The sequence below is a fragment of the Bradyrhizobium sp. STM 3843 genome, assembly GCF_000239815.1.
In the GTDB taxonomy this organism is placed as follows: domain Bacteria; phylum Pseudomonadota; class Alphaproteobacteria; order Rhizobiales; family Xanthobacteraceae; genus Bradyrhizobium.
The window spans coordinates 14,731-28,895 of sequence record NZ_CAFK01000204.1 but is presented as its reverse complement, the minus strand read 5'-3'; the positions used below and the strand labels follow the sequence as shown (position 1 = coordinate 28,895).

12 protein-coding genes are annotated in these 14,165 nt (G+C 64.9%); 3 read left to right on the top strand and 9 right to left on the bottom strand.

The features are described 5' to 3' along the window. Window positions 1–285 precede the first annotated feature (285 nt). Window positions 286–2,127 carry a single-stranded-DNA-specific exonuclease RecJ gene (gene recJ / locus BRAS3843_RS22000; protein ID WP_008971257.1) on the bottom strand — a complete coding sequence of 614 codons (1,842 nt, stop codon included), beginning with the start codon at window positions 2,125–2,127 and terminating at the stop codon, window positions 286–288. A gap of 267 nt (window positions 2,128–2,394) precedes the next feature. Between recJ and BRAS3843_RS21995 the strand changes: the two genes are divergently transcribed. Next, window positions 2,395–3,483 carry a methyl-accepting chemotaxis protein gene (locus tag BRAS3843_RS21995; RefSeq protein WP_008971256.1) on the top strand — a complete coding sequence of 363 codons (1,089 nt, stop codon included), beginning with the start codon at window positions 2,395–2,397 and terminating at the stop codon, window positions 3,481–3,483. Here BRAS3843_RS21995 and BRAS3843_RS21990 read toward each other — a convergent pair. The 5 genes from BRAS3843_RS21990 to BRAS3843_RS21970 form a co-directional block, all read right to left on the bottom strand. Continuing rightward, entirely contained in the window at window positions 3,480–4,199 is a 720-nt protein-coding gene (locus BRAS3843_RS21990; RefSeq protein WP_008971255.1) for a haloacid dehalogenase type II, read from the bottom strand. The genes BRAS3843_RS21995 and BRAS3843_RS21990 overlap by 4 nt on opposite strands. A 27-nt stretch (window positions 4,200–4,226) precedes the next feature. Beyond that, window positions 4,227–5,228, bottom strand: coding sequence for a class II fructose-bisphosphatase (gene glpX / locus BRAS3843_RS21985; RefSeq protein ID WP_008971254.1), 1,002 nt, complete (start codon window positions 5,226–5,228; stop codon window positions 4,227–4,229). A gap of 188 nt (window positions 5,229–5,416) precedes the next feature. After that, window positions 5,417–6,733 (bottom strand): homoserine dehydrogenase, encoded by a 1,317-nt coding sequence (locus BRAS3843_RS21980; RefSeq protein ID WP_008971253.1) that lies wholly within the window; start codon window positions 6,731–6,733, stop codon window positions 5,417–5,419. Between the two features lie 24 nt (window positions 6,734–6,757). Beyond that, window positions 6,758–7,978 carry an LL-diaminopimelate aminotransferase gene (locus tag BRAS3843_RS21975; RefSeq protein ID WP_008971252.1) on the bottom strand — a complete coding sequence of 407 codons (1,221 nt, stop codon included), beginning with the start codon at window positions 7,976–7,978 and terminating at the stop codon, window positions 6,758–6,760. A gap of 210 nt (window positions 7,979–8,188) precedes the next feature. Beyond that, a complete protein-coding gene (locus BRAS3843_RS21970; RefSeq protein WP_050886498.1) occupies window positions 8,189–8,431 on the bottom strand; it encodes a hypothetical protein in 243 nt (80 codons plus the stop codon). A 296-nt stretch (window positions 8,432–8,727) separates the two neighbouring features. Here BRAS3843_RS21970 and phaC point away from each other — a divergent pair, with 296 nt between their 5' ends. Both phaC and BRAS3843_RS21960 read left to right on the top strand, forming a co-directional pair. Further along, the gene (phaC, locus tag BRAS3843_RS21965; RefSeq protein ID WP_008971249.1) at window positions 8,728–10,533 is read left to right on the top strand and encodes a class I poly(R)-hydroxyalkanoic acid synthase; all 1,806 of its coding nucleotides are present in this window, start codon (window positions 8,728–8,730) and stop codon (window positions 10,531–10,533) included. A 72-nt stretch (window positions 10,534–10,605) separates the two neighbouring features. Then, entirely contained in the window at window positions 10,606–11,004 is a 399-nt protein-coding gene (locus tag BRAS3843_RS21960; protein ID WP_008971248.1) for an MAPEG family protein, read from the top strand. Between the two features lie 14 nt (window positions 11,005–11,018). Here BRAS3843_RS21960 and BRAS3843_RS21955 read toward each other — a convergent pair whose 3' ends face one another. The 3 genes from BRAS3843_RS21955 to BRAS3843_RS21945 form a co-directional block, all read right to left on the bottom strand. Further along, window positions 11,019–12,260, bottom strand: coding sequence for a threonine ammonia-lyase (locus tag BRAS3843_RS21955; RefSeq protein ID WP_035982429.1), 1,242 nt, complete (start codon window positions 12,258–12,260; stop codon window positions 11,019–11,021). Between the two features lie 114 nt (window positions 12,261–12,374). After that, window positions 12,375–13,364, bottom strand: coding sequence for an N-acetyl-gamma-glutamyl-phosphate reductase (argC, locus tag BRAS3843_RS21950; RefSeq protein WP_008971246.1), 990 nt, complete (start codon window positions 13,362–13,364; stop codon window positions 12,375–12,377). 12 nt (window positions 13,365–13,376) lie between these two features. Beyond that, window positions 13,377–14,030 (bottom strand): FMN-binding negative transcriptional regulator, encoded by a 654-nt coding sequence (locus BRAS3843_RS21945; protein WP_008971245.1) that lies wholly within the window; start codon window positions 14,028–14,030, stop codon window positions 13,377–13,379. Window positions 14,031–14,165 lie beyond the last annotated feature (135 nt).

The following is a 14,165-nucleotide window of genomic DNA, read 5'->3' as shown; positions in this document are numbered from 1 at the left end:
ATTACCTGCACCCTCTTCGTTTCGAGAGGGTGACGAGAGCAGCATAACTCGGGCAGCACGTGCCGCGGGAATACGAACTCATGTTAGAACGACAGAAGGCCGTATGTGCCGTCATTCCGGGGCGCGCGGAACGCGCGAGCCCGGAATCCATACTCACGATGGTGGTTATGGATTCCGGGCTCGCGACTTCGTCGCGCCCCGGAATGACGATGTGGAGACGCCAGCTCTTTCACCTCGTCCATCATTGCGATGACGCGGCTGTCGCAAATGATCAACAGCTACGGATCACCTGATCACTGCAGGCCCCTGGTCCGGCACGGCGACGTCGAGCACGCGCAGCTGCACCCGCTCGACACCCTGGTAGCGATCGACCGCGAGCGTTCCGGCGACATGCAGCAACTGGCCGCGATGCTGGACCAGCGCATTGCCGAGCTTCTGGCCAACAGAACGGAAGGCGATGCCATTCACCGTCGCGCCGTCGCCAGCCTTGAAGCGCAGCTTCAGATGCGCCTGCCCCACTTCATCGGCATAGACCAGCTGATGCGCGGGCAGCGCCACGACGGGCTCGGGATTGCCGCTGCCGAACGGGCCGGCGCGGTTGAGCGTCGCGACCAGCTCGGGCGTTGCCGCGCGCGCACTGATCGCGCCATCAATCAGGAGCTCGTTGACGTGCCGCGCTTCTGCGACATCAGGGCCGAGCGTGGTTTCGAGAAAGGCGCGGAACTCCGCAAGTTTCTCCTTTCGCAGCGTGACGCCGGCAGCCATCGCGTGCCCGCCGCCTTTCATCAGGATGCCCCGCTCGACTGCGTGCCGCACCGCCTTGCCGAGGTCGACGCCGAGGATCGAGCGGCCGGAGCCGGTGCCAATGCCACCGGGCTCGAGCGCGATCGCAAAGGCCGGCCGGGCAAATTTCTCTTTCAGCCGCGAGGCAACCAGGCCGACGACGCCGGGATGCCAGCCTTCCGACGCCGTGACGATCACATTGCCTTTGTCTTCCAGTCCAAGCGCGGCCAGGGCCTCGGCTTCGGCCTGCGCTTCCGCGGCCTGCTCGATCACGCGCCGCTCGCTGTTGAGGCGGTCGAGCTCGGCAGCGATCCGCGCCGCTTCGGACACATCACCTTCGAGCAGCAGCCGCACGCCGAGATCAGCCCGGCCGATGCGGCCTCCGGCATTGACGCGCGGCCCCAGCATGAAGCCGAGATGCCAAGCCTCGGGCGGTCCGTTCAACCGCGCCACATCCATCAGCGCGGTGTGGCCGACATGATCGCGCCGGCGCAATGCGATCAGCCCCTTGGCAACGAAGGCGCGGTTGAGCGCAACCAGCGGCGCGACGTCGGCGACGGTGCCGAGCGCGACGTGATGCAGCATGCCCAGCAGGTCCGGCTCCGGCATCTCGCGAGTCCAGAAGCCGCGCCCGCGCAGCTCTCTGTTGACCGCGACCAGCGTCACCAGGGTCAGACCGACGGCAGCGAGATAGCCGAGGCCGGAGAGGTCATCAGGCCGGTTCGGATTGACCAGCGCGTCGACCTCCGGGAGATCCTCACCGCATTGATGGTGGTCGATCACCACCACGGACATGCCGAGCCGCCGCGCTTCGGCGAGCGGCTCCAGACTTGTGGTGCCGCAATCGACGGTGACCAGCAGCGTCGCGCCCTTCGCGCCGAGCGCACGCACGGCCTCTACGTTCGGCCCGTAGCCTTCGAAGATGCGGTCGGGAATGTGGATCAGCGGATCGAGCCCGCAATGGCGAAGATGCCAGGCGAGCAGCGCCGCCGAGGTCGCGCCATCGACATCGTAGTCGCCAAAGATCGCAACCTTTTCGCCGCTGGTCGCCGCGTCCGCGATGCGCTTGGCCGCCGCCTCCATCTGCGTCACCGTGAACGGATCCGGCATCAGCTTGCGAATGGTCGGATCGAGGAAATCAGCCACCTCATCGAGGTCGACGTCGCGGCCGGCCAACACTCGCGCCAGCATCTCCGGCAGCTGATAGCGCTGCACGATGGCAAGTGCGCGTGCCGCTCCGCGCGCATCCAGCCGGCTGCGCCACAGCTTGCCGGTCAGGGACAGCTGCACGCCGAGGAACGCAGGCGGTGCTTCGATGGGCAATGCGGTGGCGGACAGGGGCATGATGCGCTGAGGATGCGATTCGGAAGCCAGCCCCGAATCTACACCATCCGGAGGACGCATGAGGGCAACCGCCGGAATCGCTGTGGGAACTGCCAAAAAATCGAGTTTGCTCAAATTAGAGGCAGTTTTGGCCGGTTGCAAACGCGCCGTATTAAACCGTCGTTAGGCCAAATCCACGACAAATCGAGTCAAATATACCTCAATTTGTTTCCTCGCGCTCTCCTTGCCGGGACGAGACGCGCGCCGCAACGTGGAGGCCATTTGCCGATGTTGACTGCGCTTGATTTGAAGAAATCCCCTGTCCTCGCTCCATCACAAGCAGCCAACGCCGAGGACGAAACCGATGTCGCCGCGCTGATTGCGCGGCTGACCGGCGAGGTCAACCAGATCGCCTGCGAGAAGACCAAGTCGATCCAGCAGATCACCAATCAGATGAAGATGCTGGCGCTGAACGCGCTGATCGAGAGCTCACGCGTCGGCGCGCAAGGCGCGGGCTTCGCGGTGGTCGCGCAGGAGGTGCGCGCCGTCGGTCAGCAGGTCGAGACCATCGCGCGCGAACTGGAAAGCCATCTCACCACCCGCACCGGCAATCTGAAGAGTTCGATCGAGCGGATGACCGACCGCGCCCGCGGCGAGCGCATGGTCGATCTGTCATTGAACGCAATCGAACTGATCGACCGCAATCTCTATGAGCGGACCTGTGACGTGCGCTGGTGGGCGACGGATTCCGCCGTGGTCGACTGCGCCGCGACCCCGACTGCAGCGACGGTGTCCCACGTGTCCGAGCGGCTCGCGGTGATCCTGTCGGCCTACACCGTGTATCTCGATCTCTGGCTGTGCGATCTCGACGGCAAGGTCATCGCCAACGGCCGCGCCGATCGCTTCAAGGTGGTCGGCCAGAGTGTCGCGGACACCAGATGGTATCGCGAAGCGCGTGGCCTGCGCTCCGGCGACGACTACGTCGCCGGCGACATCGAGTGCCAGCCGCTGCTCGGCAACGCCCAGGTCGCGACCTATTGCGCCTCTGTGCGCGAGCACGGCAAGGCCCATGGCAAGCCGCTCGGCGTTCTCGCGATCCACTTCGACTGGGAGGCGCAAGCGCGCGCGATCGTGCAGGGCGTGCGGGTCGGCGCCGCCGACCAAGCGCGCGTGCTGCTGGTCGATTCGAATTTTCGCATCATCGCCGCCTCTGATGGTCAGGGCATTCTGAGCGAGCGTCTCGCGCTCAAGCTCGATGGCAAGCCGAGCGGCTTCTATCAGGACGCATCACGGCGGCTGATCGCGTTTCACGCGACGCCGGGCTACGAGACGTATCGGGGGCTCGGCTGGTATGGTGTAATTGTCTCGGGAGGCTAGCAGCCGAGCCGGTCGGCGATGGCGCCGAAATCCTTGGCGACGATGTCCCAGGCGCCGGTGGCCTCGAAGTCGCGGCTCTGCAGCGGACCGTATTCGGTCGGCCGCGCCACGAACGCCGTCTTCAGGCCGTTGCGCTGCGCGGCTTCGAGATCGTTGTTATGTGCGGCCACCATCATCACCTCGCCCGGCGCCAGCCCCAGCAGGCGGGCGGCGCCGAGATAGGTCTCGGGATCCGGCTTGTAGTGCGCGAACAGCTCGGCCGACATCACGAGGTCCCAGGGCAGGCCTGCGAACTTCGCCATGTTGGTGAGCAGCGCGACGTTGCCGTTCGACAGCGGCGAGAGGATGAATTTGCGCTTCAGGCGCGTCAGCCCGGCGACACTGTCGGGCCACGGATGCAACCGGTGCCAGCCCTTGGTGAGATAGTCGAGGTCGGCGTCGGTCAGCCCGGCGATGCCGAGCTGCGCCACCAGTTGCTCCAGCGAGCGGCGATGCAGCGTATCGAGAACCACGAAGCCGCGCTCGGGATGCCTGCGCACCTCGTCCATCGAGGCGACATACAGGCCGCGCCAGCGGTCGACCAGCGCAGTCCAGTCGCCGGTGACACCGCGGCTCTCCGACCATTTGGTGAAATCGGCGATCAGGCTGGTGCGCCAGTCCACCACCGTGCCGAATACGTCGAAGACGAGCGCCTTGACCGCGGACAGATCGGACATCAGCTGGCTCCGCTTGTGGTCGGCCGATCAATCGAGGTGGAATTTTTCCAGCTGCCGGTGCTCGGCGCGGATATAGCGCACCGTGCCGGTTACCGAGCGCATCACCACCGTCTCGGTCTCGATCACGCCGTCCTTGCGGAACTTGACGCCCGAGAGCAGCGAGCCGGTGGTCACGCCGGTTGCGGCAAACAGGCAGTCGCCGCGCGCCATGTCCTCGATGCCGTAGATCATCTTGGGATCGCCGACACCCATCTTGGCGGCACGCTCGCGCTTCTCCTCGGTGTCGAGGATCAGGCGGCATTGCATCTGGCCGCCGATGCAGCGCAACGCCACGGCGGCCAGCACGCCTTCCGGGGCGCCGCCGGTGCCGAGATACATATCGACGCCGGTATTGTCGGGATCGGCGCAGTGGATCACACCGGCGACGTCGCCGTCAGTGATCAGGCGGACGGCGGCACCGGTGGAGCGCACGCCCTGGATGATGTCGGCATGGCGCGGACGATCCAGCACCAGCACGGTGATCTGCGCGGGATCGACGCCCTTGGCCTTGGCGAGTCGGCGGACATTGTCGGCCGGCGTCGCATCGAGATCGACAACGCCCTTGGCATAGCCGGGCCCCACCGCAAGCTTCTGCATGTAAACGTCGGGCGCATGCAGCAGTGTGCCGCCATCTGCCATCGCCATGGTGGCGATCGCACCCGGCATGTTCTTGGCGCACAGCGTGGTGCCTTCCAGCGGGTCGACGGCAATGTCGACCCTGGGGCCTGCATTCATGCCGACCTTCTCACCGATATAGAGCATCGGCGCCTCGTCGCGCTCGCCCTCACCGATCACGACCGTGCCTTCGATCGGCAGCTTGTTGAGCTCGCGCCGCATCGCGTCCACCGCGGCCTGGTCGGCCGCTTTCTCCTGGCCATGGCCGCGCAGGCGCGCGGCCGACACCGCCGCGCGCTCGGTCACGCGCACCAGCTCCAGCGTCAGAATGCGCTCGAGCAGCATCTGCTGCGGGACGGAAATATGCGTCGACATCGGCCAACTCCTCAAGACGTCACGGCGAGCGCCCCGCGCCCGCAATTCTATCGCTCAACCGTCTCCGAAACGACGGCACCGGATCGGCGACTGGCGTCGCCCGTCGATCGCCCGGTTTGAGCATGATCTCTCCCCAAACACCATGCGCTAATTTGAGCACAGCGAATGAGTTCCGTGAGCATCATGCCCTAATTTTTCTCGATCCGGATGACCTGCGGTTTGCCGCTGATCACCTTGTCGTCCTGCACCGCCTGCAGCGCCCGATACACCGCATCCTCGTGGGTCGCATAGGTGATCAGGATGACCGGCACCGGTGCACCCTCACCGACCGAAGCCGGCCCGGCGCCGTCCGGATGGCGCTGCACGATCGATTCAATCGAGATCTTCTGTTCGGCCAGGCGAGTCGCGATGCTGGCGGCCGTGCCGACGTGATCGCGAGCCATCAGGCGGATGTAGTAACCGCCCTCGTGACGCTCCATCGGCGCCTTCTCGGTGGCGCGCAACGTTTCGACGGGGCGACCAAACGGCGCTGCACGCACGCCGCGCGCGACATCGGCAATATCGGCGACGACGGCCGACGCGGTGGCGGCGCCGCCGGCGCCGGGTCCGACCAGCGTGATCGGCGGAATCCCTTCGCCGTCGATGGTGACCGCATTGGTCACGCCCATCACCTGCGCGATCGAGGACGATTTCGGCACCATGGTCGGGTGGACGCGCTGCTCAATGCCCTTGGCGGTGCGCATGGCGACGCCGAGCAGCTTGACCCGATAACCGAGCTCGGCCGCGGCGCGCAGATCTTCGGGTGCGATCGAGGAGATGCCTTCGACATAGACCGCGCTCTCCGCCACCTCGGTGCCGAAGGCGAGGCTCGCCAGGATGGCAAGCTTCTGCGCGGTATCATGACCGTCGACGTCGAAGGACGGATCGGCCTCGGCATAGCCCAGGCGCTGGGCATCCTTCAGGCACTCTTCGAAGGACAGCCCCTCCTGCTCCATGCGGGTCAGGATGTAGTTGCAGGTGCCGTTCAGGATGCCGTAGACGCGTTCGATCCCGGTCCCGGCCAGCCCTTCGCGCAAGGTCTTCACGACCGGGATGGCTGCGCCGACCGCTGCCTCGAAATTCAAGGCGGCGCCGTGTGCCTCCGCGGCCTTGGCAAGCCGCAGGCCGTGCTTGGCGATCAGCGCCTTGTTCGCCGTCACCACCGACTTGCCCGACTTGAGCGCGGTCTCGATCGCCGACAGCGCTGGGCCGTCGGCGCCACCCATCAATTCGACCAGGCAATCGATCTCGGGATTGGCTGCGAGCGCCATTGGATCTTCGACCCACCGAATGCCGGACACATCGATGCCGCGGCTCTTGGCCTTGGAGCGCGCGGTTACCGCCACGACCCGGATCCCGCGCCCGGTACGCTCAGTCAGCACGCGCTCCTGGCGCGCGATCAGACGAACAACCTCGGCACCCACGGTGCCGAGGCCCGCGATACCCACTCTCAGGGGTGCAACCATCACGAAAAGAACCTGCCGGAAATATTACCGCCGGTTGGCGAGGGGAACCACGTTGTGCAACGTTTCAATGCCGCTTTCAAGGAAGCGACGAACCCCACGTGCCGCTTGCCGGATTCGCTGCTCGTTTTCCACCAGCGCAATGCGGACATAGCCCTCGCCATGCTCGCCGAAGCCGACGCCTGGCGACACCGCGACGCCGGATTTCTCTACCATCAAGGTCGCGAACTGCATGCTGCCCAGCCCCTTGAAGGCCTCCGGCAGCGGCGCCCAGGCGAACATCGACGCTTCCGGCGCGGGGATCTCCCAGCCGGCCCGGCCGAACGCCTCGACCAAGGTGTCGCGGCGCTTCCGGTAGGTTTCGCGCATCTCGCGGATGCAGTCGTCAGGGCCGTTCAGAGCGGCCGTTGCCGCGACCTGGACTGGGGTGAACGCGCCATAGTCGAGATAGGACTTCACCCGCGCCAGCGCCGCGATGATGCGTTCGTTGCCGACCGCAAAGCCCATGCGCCAACCTGCCATCGAATAGGTCTTCGACATCGAGGTGAACTCGACGGTGACGTCCATGGCGCCGGGCACCTGCAGCACCGATGGCGGCGGGTTCTTGTCGTCGAAATAGACCTCGGCGTAAGCGAGATCGGACAGGATGAAGATCTCGTGCTTTTTCGCGAAAGCGACCAGGTCGCGATAGAAATCCAGGCTCGCCACATAGGCGGTCGGATTGGAGGGATAGCAGACCACGATCGCAAGCGGTTTCGGGATCGAATGGACGATCGCCCGCTCGACCGCCTCGAAGAATTGCGGCGTCGGTTCCGACGGCACCGAGCGGATCACCCCGCCGGCCATGAGAAAGCCGAAGGCGTGGATCGGATAGCTCGGATTGGGACAGAGGATGACATCGCCCGGTGCGGTAATCGCCTGCGCCACGTTGGCGAACCCCTCTTTGGAGCCGAGCGTGGCGACGATCTGCGTATCCGGATTGAGCTTCACCCCGAAGCGGCGGTCATAATAGGCCGCCTGCGCCTTGCGCAGCCCGCCGATCCCGCGCGAGGCCGAATAGCGGTCGGTGCGGGGCTTGCCGAGCGTGTCCTTGAGCTTCTCCAGGACGTGCGGAGGGGCCGGCAGATCCGGGTTGCCCATGCCAAGATCGATGATGTCGGCGCCAGCGTTCCGTGCGGCCGCCTTGGCCCGGTTGACCTGTTCGAACACATAAGGCGGCAAACGGCGGATACGATAAAACTCTTCCATGGGTCTCTGGCTCCGGCAACCGACGGGTGCTCACTCCCTTCGAGGCGGGTTTGCTGGCGGACCTGGGTGCCTGAAACCCACGCCAAGTCAGTACCTTGGCATGACTTCCGAGCTGACCGGCCCGCTTACCCTCACCACTTGACGGTTGATTCCGGTCTTTTAGCACGGACGCCGCGCCGCGCCAGAAGATTACTGCGTCAGCGAAGCCGGTTACTTCCCTGCGTGCTTGACCACCGTCGAGGCCTGCCGGTCGCGCGCCGCCAGCAGCTCCCTTTCGATCTTGGCGCGCTCGTCCGGGGACATGGTCGCGGAGTCGCGCTCCGGCGGCAGCTCGTTGACCGGAAGGTAGCCGCCGGCCCGGGCCTGCGCGTCGGCGGGATTCGCGGTTGCGGGCAGATCCGCGATCGGCGTGGAACAGCCGGACAGCACGAACGCGCTGGCGAGCAGCATCATGCCCGCCGCCAGCACCCCCGGCCTATGACTGCCATACGACGACGCTGCCCTCACCTGCGCCGACCTCCGTCCTCTGATGCCGCTCTGCCGCTCGGTACATTTTGCCGCGGGACAACCAAATGTCACCGGACGCGTTGACAATCCCAACAGCAACCTCGCCGGGTAGAAGCGCAATATGTCGGAAGCACGATCCTTTGTCGCGGCGCAACACGCTGCAATCGAATTAACCGCAAACTCGCGGATTGTTGATCTCGCGCGGTGACGAACCGCCCACGACACGGTAGTGTAGTTGAGCCATGACTGACGTTCCCACCGAGACCCAACCGACAACAACATTTGATTCCGAAGCTTTCGCGAGGAACATCGCGAAAGCCCTGGAAAGCAGCGGCAAGGCGCTTGCGGCCTATCTGAAGCCGCGCGAGAGCGGCGAGGTGCAGGACCGGCCGCCGACCGAGCTCTCCGAAGTCGTCAAGGCATTCACCGCTGTGGCCGAATATTGGCTCTCGGACAATGAGCGCGCCAGCGACATCCAGACCAAAATCGGCAAGGGTTATCTGGATCTGTGGGGCTCTACTGCGCGGCGGCTCGCCGGTGAAGAGGCGCCGCCCGCGATCTCGCCGTCGCCGCGCGACAGGCGATTTGCCGATCCGGAGTGGAAGTCGAACCAGTTCTTCGACTTCATCATGCAGGCTTATCTGCTGACGACACAATGGGCGCAGGACCTTGTGCACAATGCGGAAGGCCTCGATCCGCAGACCCGCAAGAAGGCCGAGTTCTACGTCAACCAGATCACCAACGCGCTGGCCCCGTCGAATTTCGTGCTGACCAATCCGGAGGTGCTGCGCCACACGGTGTCGTCGAATGGTGAAAACCTGGTGCGTGGCATGCAAATGCTGGCGGAGGACATCGAAGCCGGCAAGGGCATGCTGAAGATCCGCCAGTCCGATCCGGCCAACCTCGAGGTCGGTGTCAACATGGCGACGACGCCGGGCAAGGTGATCTTCCAGAACGACCTGATGCAGCTGATCCAATATACGCCGAGCACGGAGACGGTGCTGCGCACACCGCTCCTGATCGTGCCGCCCTGGATCAACAAGTTCTACATCCTCGACCTCCGGCCCGAGAAGTCCTTCATCAAATGGTGCGTCGATCAGGGCATCACCGTATTCGTGATCTCCTGGGTCAATCCCGATAAGAGCCTCGGAGCCAAGGGCTGGGAAGACTATATGAAGGAAGGCCCGCTGAAGGCGATGGACGTCATCGAGCGGGTCACCGGCGAGATGAAGGTGCACACGCTCGGCTATTGCGTCGGCGGCACCATGCTGGCGACGACGCTCGCCTGGCTCGCGGACAAGCGGCGGCAGCGCGTCACGTCGGCAACGTTCCTGGCCGCGCAGGTGGATTTCACCCATGCCGGCGATCTGCTCGTGTTCGTCGACGAGAACCAGATCTCGGCGCTGGAGCGGGACATGCAGGCCTCGGGCGTGCTCGAGGGCAGCAAGATGGCGATGGCCTTCAACATGCTGCGCTCCAACGACCTGATCTGGTCCTATGTCGTCAACAACTACCTGAAGGGACAGCCGCCGTCGGCCTTTGATCTGTTGCACTGGAATTCCGACGCGACGCGGATGGCCGCCGCCAACCATTCCTATTATCTGCGCAACTGCTATCTGGAGAACCGGCTGACCTCGGGCACGATGGTGCTGGACAACACGCTACTCGATCTCACCAAGGTGAAGGTGCCGGTCTACAATCTGGCGACGCGCGAAGATCACATCGCGCCGGCCGACTCGGTGCTCTACGGCTCGCAGTTCTTCGGCGGCCCGGTGAAATACGTCCTGTCGGGCTCCGGCCATATCGCCGGCGTCGTCAACCCGCCCGCGGCGGGCAAATACCAGTATTGGACCAACGAGACGATCCACGACATTTCGCTGAAGGATTGGATCAAGGCGGCGCAGGAGCACAAAGGGTCCTGGTGGTCGGACTGGCGCGAATGGCTTGGCCAGCTCGATCCGGAGCAAGTTCCCGCGCGGAGCGTCGGCAGCGAAGATTTTCCGCCGGTCGAGGATGCGCCGGGCTCCTATGTGCGCGCTCGTGCATAGCGCGGCAAGCCGCGATTGAATATAACCCCCGCGTCCCGCCGGGACGGGACGGTGTAAGTTGAGGGGAAATCGATGACGCGGGAATTGTTCTGGCTGACGCTCACGGTGATTCTGACCGGGCTGTTGTGGATCCCTTACGTCCTGAACCGCTGCCAGGTGCGCGGCCTGTCCGGCGCGATGGCCAACCCGGCGCGCGGCGACAAGCCGCTGGCGCCGTGGGCCACGCGGCTGATGTTCGCGCATGACAACGCCGTCGAAAACCTCGTCATCTTCGCGCCCCTGGTCCTCATCCTGAATTCGATGGACTACTCGACCAAATGGACCGTGCTCGCCACAGCCGTGTATTTCTGGGCGCGCGTTGCCCATCTTATCGTCTACACGCTGGGACTGCCGGTGTTCCGGACCCTCGCCTTCACTGTCGGCTTCCTCGCCCAGGCCGTGCTGGCGATTGCGATCTTCGGCTGGCTATAAGCTCGGGCCAGTCGTTACACGCAGCGCGCCTTGAAATTGGCCGCAGCGAGCTTCGCCATCACATCATCGAGATGCGCCTGATCGCGGGTCTCGATGACAAGCTCGAGCAAAGTCGCTTTGGCCGGCAGATCGGAGAAGGTGCGCTGGTGCGACACCTCGATGATGTTGGCGCCGGCCTCGGCGAGCAGCGTCGAGACCGCGGCAAGCTGGCCGGGTCGATCGACGATGTCGATCGACAATTGGGTCAGCCGGCCCTCGCGCGCGAGTTCTCGCGTGAGCACAGAAGCGATCAGCCGCGTGTCGATATTGCCGCCGGTCAGGACCAGCCCGACATTGCGTCCGGCAAAACGCTCCGGAAACGCGAGGACCGCGGCAAGCCCGACGGCGCCGGCCCCTTCCACCACCGTCTTCTCGATCGAGATCAAGGTCGCCACCGCACGCTCGATCTGCGGCTCGGTGACGAGCACGATGTCATCGACCAGATGCCGGATGATCTCGGTCGTGATCGCGCCCGGCGCCTTGACCGCGATGCCTTCGGCCAGGGTGTCGCCGCGCATCGGCAGATCCCTGCCGTAGACGGCGTTGTACATCGATGGGTAGAGCTCGGCCTGGACACCGATGATGCGCATGGACGGCTTGCGCGCGCGCGCCGCGATCGCCATTCCCGAGATCAGGCCGCCGCCGCCGATCGGCACCACCAGCGTGTCGAGATCAGGGATTGCATCGAGCATCTCGAGTGCGACCGTGCCTTGGCCGGCGATGATCAGCGGATCGTCATAGGGATGGATCAAGGTCAGCCCGTTCGCCTCGCCATGGCTGCGCGCGAACGCGCCCGCCTCTTCCAACGTCGCCCCTGAGACGATGACTTCGGCGCCGAGCCGTCGCGTGTTCTCGATCTTCACCATGGGCGTACCGATCGGCATCACGATGACCGCGGGGATGCCGAGCCGCCTAGCATTATAGGCCACGCCTTGGGCGTGATTGCCCGCCGACATCGCGATAACGCCGCTTTTCCGCTGCTCGGCCGACAGCGCCTGCAGCCGGTTCAAGGCGCCACGCTCCTTGAACGAGGACGTGAATTGCAGGTTCTCGAACTTCAGCCAGATATTGCAGCCGCAGATGTCGCTGAGCGTGCGGCTCTTGTTGCAGGCGGTGGCCAGCACCGAGTCCTTGATCGTGGTCGCGGCGGCGCTGATATCAGATGGTGTGACCGGCAGATGGTCCAGGTCGAATGCAGTCTCGTTTCCGTCCATCATCTTGCTCTGAACAATTCGAAGCGACCCTGCTCTGCGGAGCACAACGGGCCGGTCACATTGGCAGTCGAACTGCTCGGCGGCGATGGCCGCCGAGCAAGGTGATTTGCAGCGTCCTCAGCTCTCGAGATCGGGAAGGCCGAGCATCAGCCGCAGGTTCTGCACCGCTGCGCCCGAGGCGCCCTTGCCGAGATTGTCGAGCCGCGCCACCAGCACCGCCTGGTGATGCTTGGCGCTGGCAAAGACGTAGAGCTCGAGCCTGTTGGTCTCGTTCAAGGCTTCCGGCTCGAGCCGGCCGCTCCTGGCTGCGTCGTTGTCGAGCGGCAGGACCGAAACATACTTGCTCCCGGCATAGTGCTTGGCCAGCGCGGCCTGCAAGTCGGCGCCGTCAGGTTTGCCTGGCAGCGTGTCGAGCTGCAGCGGCACCGAGACTAGCATGCCCTGCCGGTAATTGCCGACCGACGGCACGAAGATCGGCCTCCGCGTCAGCTTCGAGTAAAGCTGCAGCTCCGGCAGATGCTTGTGCTCGAAGCCGAGGCCGTAGAGCTCGAAGGCCGGCGCGGTGCCGTTCTCGAAGCTCGCGATCATCGACTTGCCGCCGCCCGAATAACCGCTGACGGCATTCACCGTGACCGGATAGTCCTGCGGTAGCAGTCCGGCATCGACCAGCGGCCGCAGCAGCGCGATTCCGCCGGTCGGATAGCAGCCGGGATTGGAGACCTTTCGCGCGACGCGAATCTTGTCGGCCTGATCCGGGGCGAGCTCAGGAAAGCCGTAGGTCCAGTCGGGGGCGACGCGGAACGCGGTCGAGGCGTCGATCACCTTGGGTGCGGCGTTCCCCATGCTGTCGATCAGCGCCGCCGTCTCCTTGGCGGCGTCATCGGGCAAACAGAGGATGACGAGGTCGACCTCCTCCATCAGTGCCCGCTTGGCCCCCGGATCCTTGCGCTTGTCGTCAGCGATCTGCTTCACCGTGATGTCGGGCTGCCGGCTCAGCCGCTCGGCGATGCCGAGGCCGGTGGTCCCCGACCCACCGTCGACGAAAACGGAGCGTGTCGCGGCACCTGCGGCTTGGTCTTTTGGCTGCTTGGTATCGATCAAGGTCATGACACGCTCCCTTCAGGTCCTGTTGATTTCACCGGCAAATGCGTCCGGCCGCGCCTCGCGCATCAGACGCGCAATCTGTTGCGAACTCGTGTCGGCTTGGTCGGAGAGCGCGCCAGCGACGGCGACGAAGTCGGCCTCCGACTTGTGCTGGTTGAGCTTGAAGCTGCCTTCGACCTCCTCAACGGTCATGACGAGACCGATGATCGCCTTCTTCATTGCCTCGAGACGCCCAGCGCTCATCTTGTCGGACGTCCAGGGCTTCTTCGGCAACAGCCAGTGTTCGAACTTGGCACTGAGGGCATCGACCTGCGCGCCGAGCTCGGCCTCCGACAAGATGCGTACCGGCCCGGTCAGGTGCACGGCCTGGTAGAGCCAGGTCGGGACCTGATCGGGCGAAACGTACCAGTCGGCCGAGACATAAGCGTCCGCACCGGACACTGCGAGGAGCCAGGACGTCGTGCCGTTCGCAAGCTTCGCCAACAGATTGCCGCGCGCCACGTGGAAGAAAGCCTGCGGCGTACCGTCGGCGGAGGCGCTCAGGTAGAACGGCAGCGACGATGCGACCGGCTTGCGTCCGTCCCACGCACAGACCGTGCCGAAGCCACGGGCCTCGGCAAAGCCGAGGCTCGCGGCGCGGTCAGGCTTGAAGGGCGGTGGCGTGTACATCGAAAGGCTCCTGCTTGGCGAAGGAGCCGCCTGATCAGATCACGCTGCATGGGAGGCGCCGCGGGATCGGATCCGGCGGCAAGGGCTGTGATCTAAACGCAGATCAACGCCCGCACCGCGGCGGTACGGCGGCGT

Excerpts from the sequence above, each read along its gene's own strand:
- recJ (WP_008971257.1), bottom strand. The coding sequence starts at position 2,127 with ATGCCCCTGTCCGCCACCGCATTGCCCATCGAAGCACCGCCTGCGTTC.
- BRAS3843_RS21995 (WP_008971256.1), top strand. The coding sequence starts at position 2,395 with ATGTTGACTGCGCTTGATTTGAAGAAATCCCCTGTCCTCGCTCCATCA.
- BRAS3843_RS21990 (WP_008971255.1), bottom strand. The coding sequence starts at position 4,199 with ATGTCCGATCTGTCCGCGGTCAAGGCGCTCGTCTTCGACGTATTCGGC.
- glpX (WP_008971254.1), bottom strand. The coding sequence starts at position 5,228 with ATGTCGACGCATATTTCCGTCCCGCAGCAGATGCTGCTCGAGCGCATT.
- BRAS3843_RS21980 (WP_008971253.1), bottom strand. The coding sequence starts at position 6,733 with ATGGTTGCACCCCTGAGAGTGGGTATCGCGGGCCTCGGCACCGTGGGT.
- BRAS3843_RS21975 (WP_008971252.1), bottom strand. The coding sequence starts at position 7,978 with ATGGAAGAGTTTTATCGTATCCGCCGTTTGCCGCCTTATGTGTTCGAA.
- BRAS3843_RS21970 (WP_050886498.1), bottom strand. The coding sequence starts at position 8,431 with ATGATGCTGCTCGCCAGCGCGTTCGTGCTGTCCGGCTGTTCCACGCCG.
- phaC (WP_008971249.1), top strand. The coding sequence starts at position 8,728 with ATGACTGACGTTCCCACCGAGACCCAACCGACAACAACATTTGATTCC.
- BRAS3843_RS21960 (WP_008971248.1), top strand. The coding sequence starts at position 10,606 with ATGACGCGGGAATTGTTCTGGCTGACGCTCACGGTGATTCTGACCGGG.
- BRAS3843_RS21955 (WP_035982429.1), bottom strand. The coding sequence starts at position 12,260 with ATGATGGACGGAAACGAGACTGCATTCGACCTGGACCATCTGCCGGTC.
- argC (WP_008971246.1), bottom strand. The coding sequence starts at position 13,364 with ATGACCTTGATCGATACCAAGCAGCCAAAAGACCAAGCCGCAGGTGCC.
- BRAS3843_RS21945 (WP_008971245.1), bottom strand. The coding sequence starts at position 14,030 with ATGTACACGCCACCGCCCTTCAAGCCTGACCGCGCCGCGAGCCTCGGC.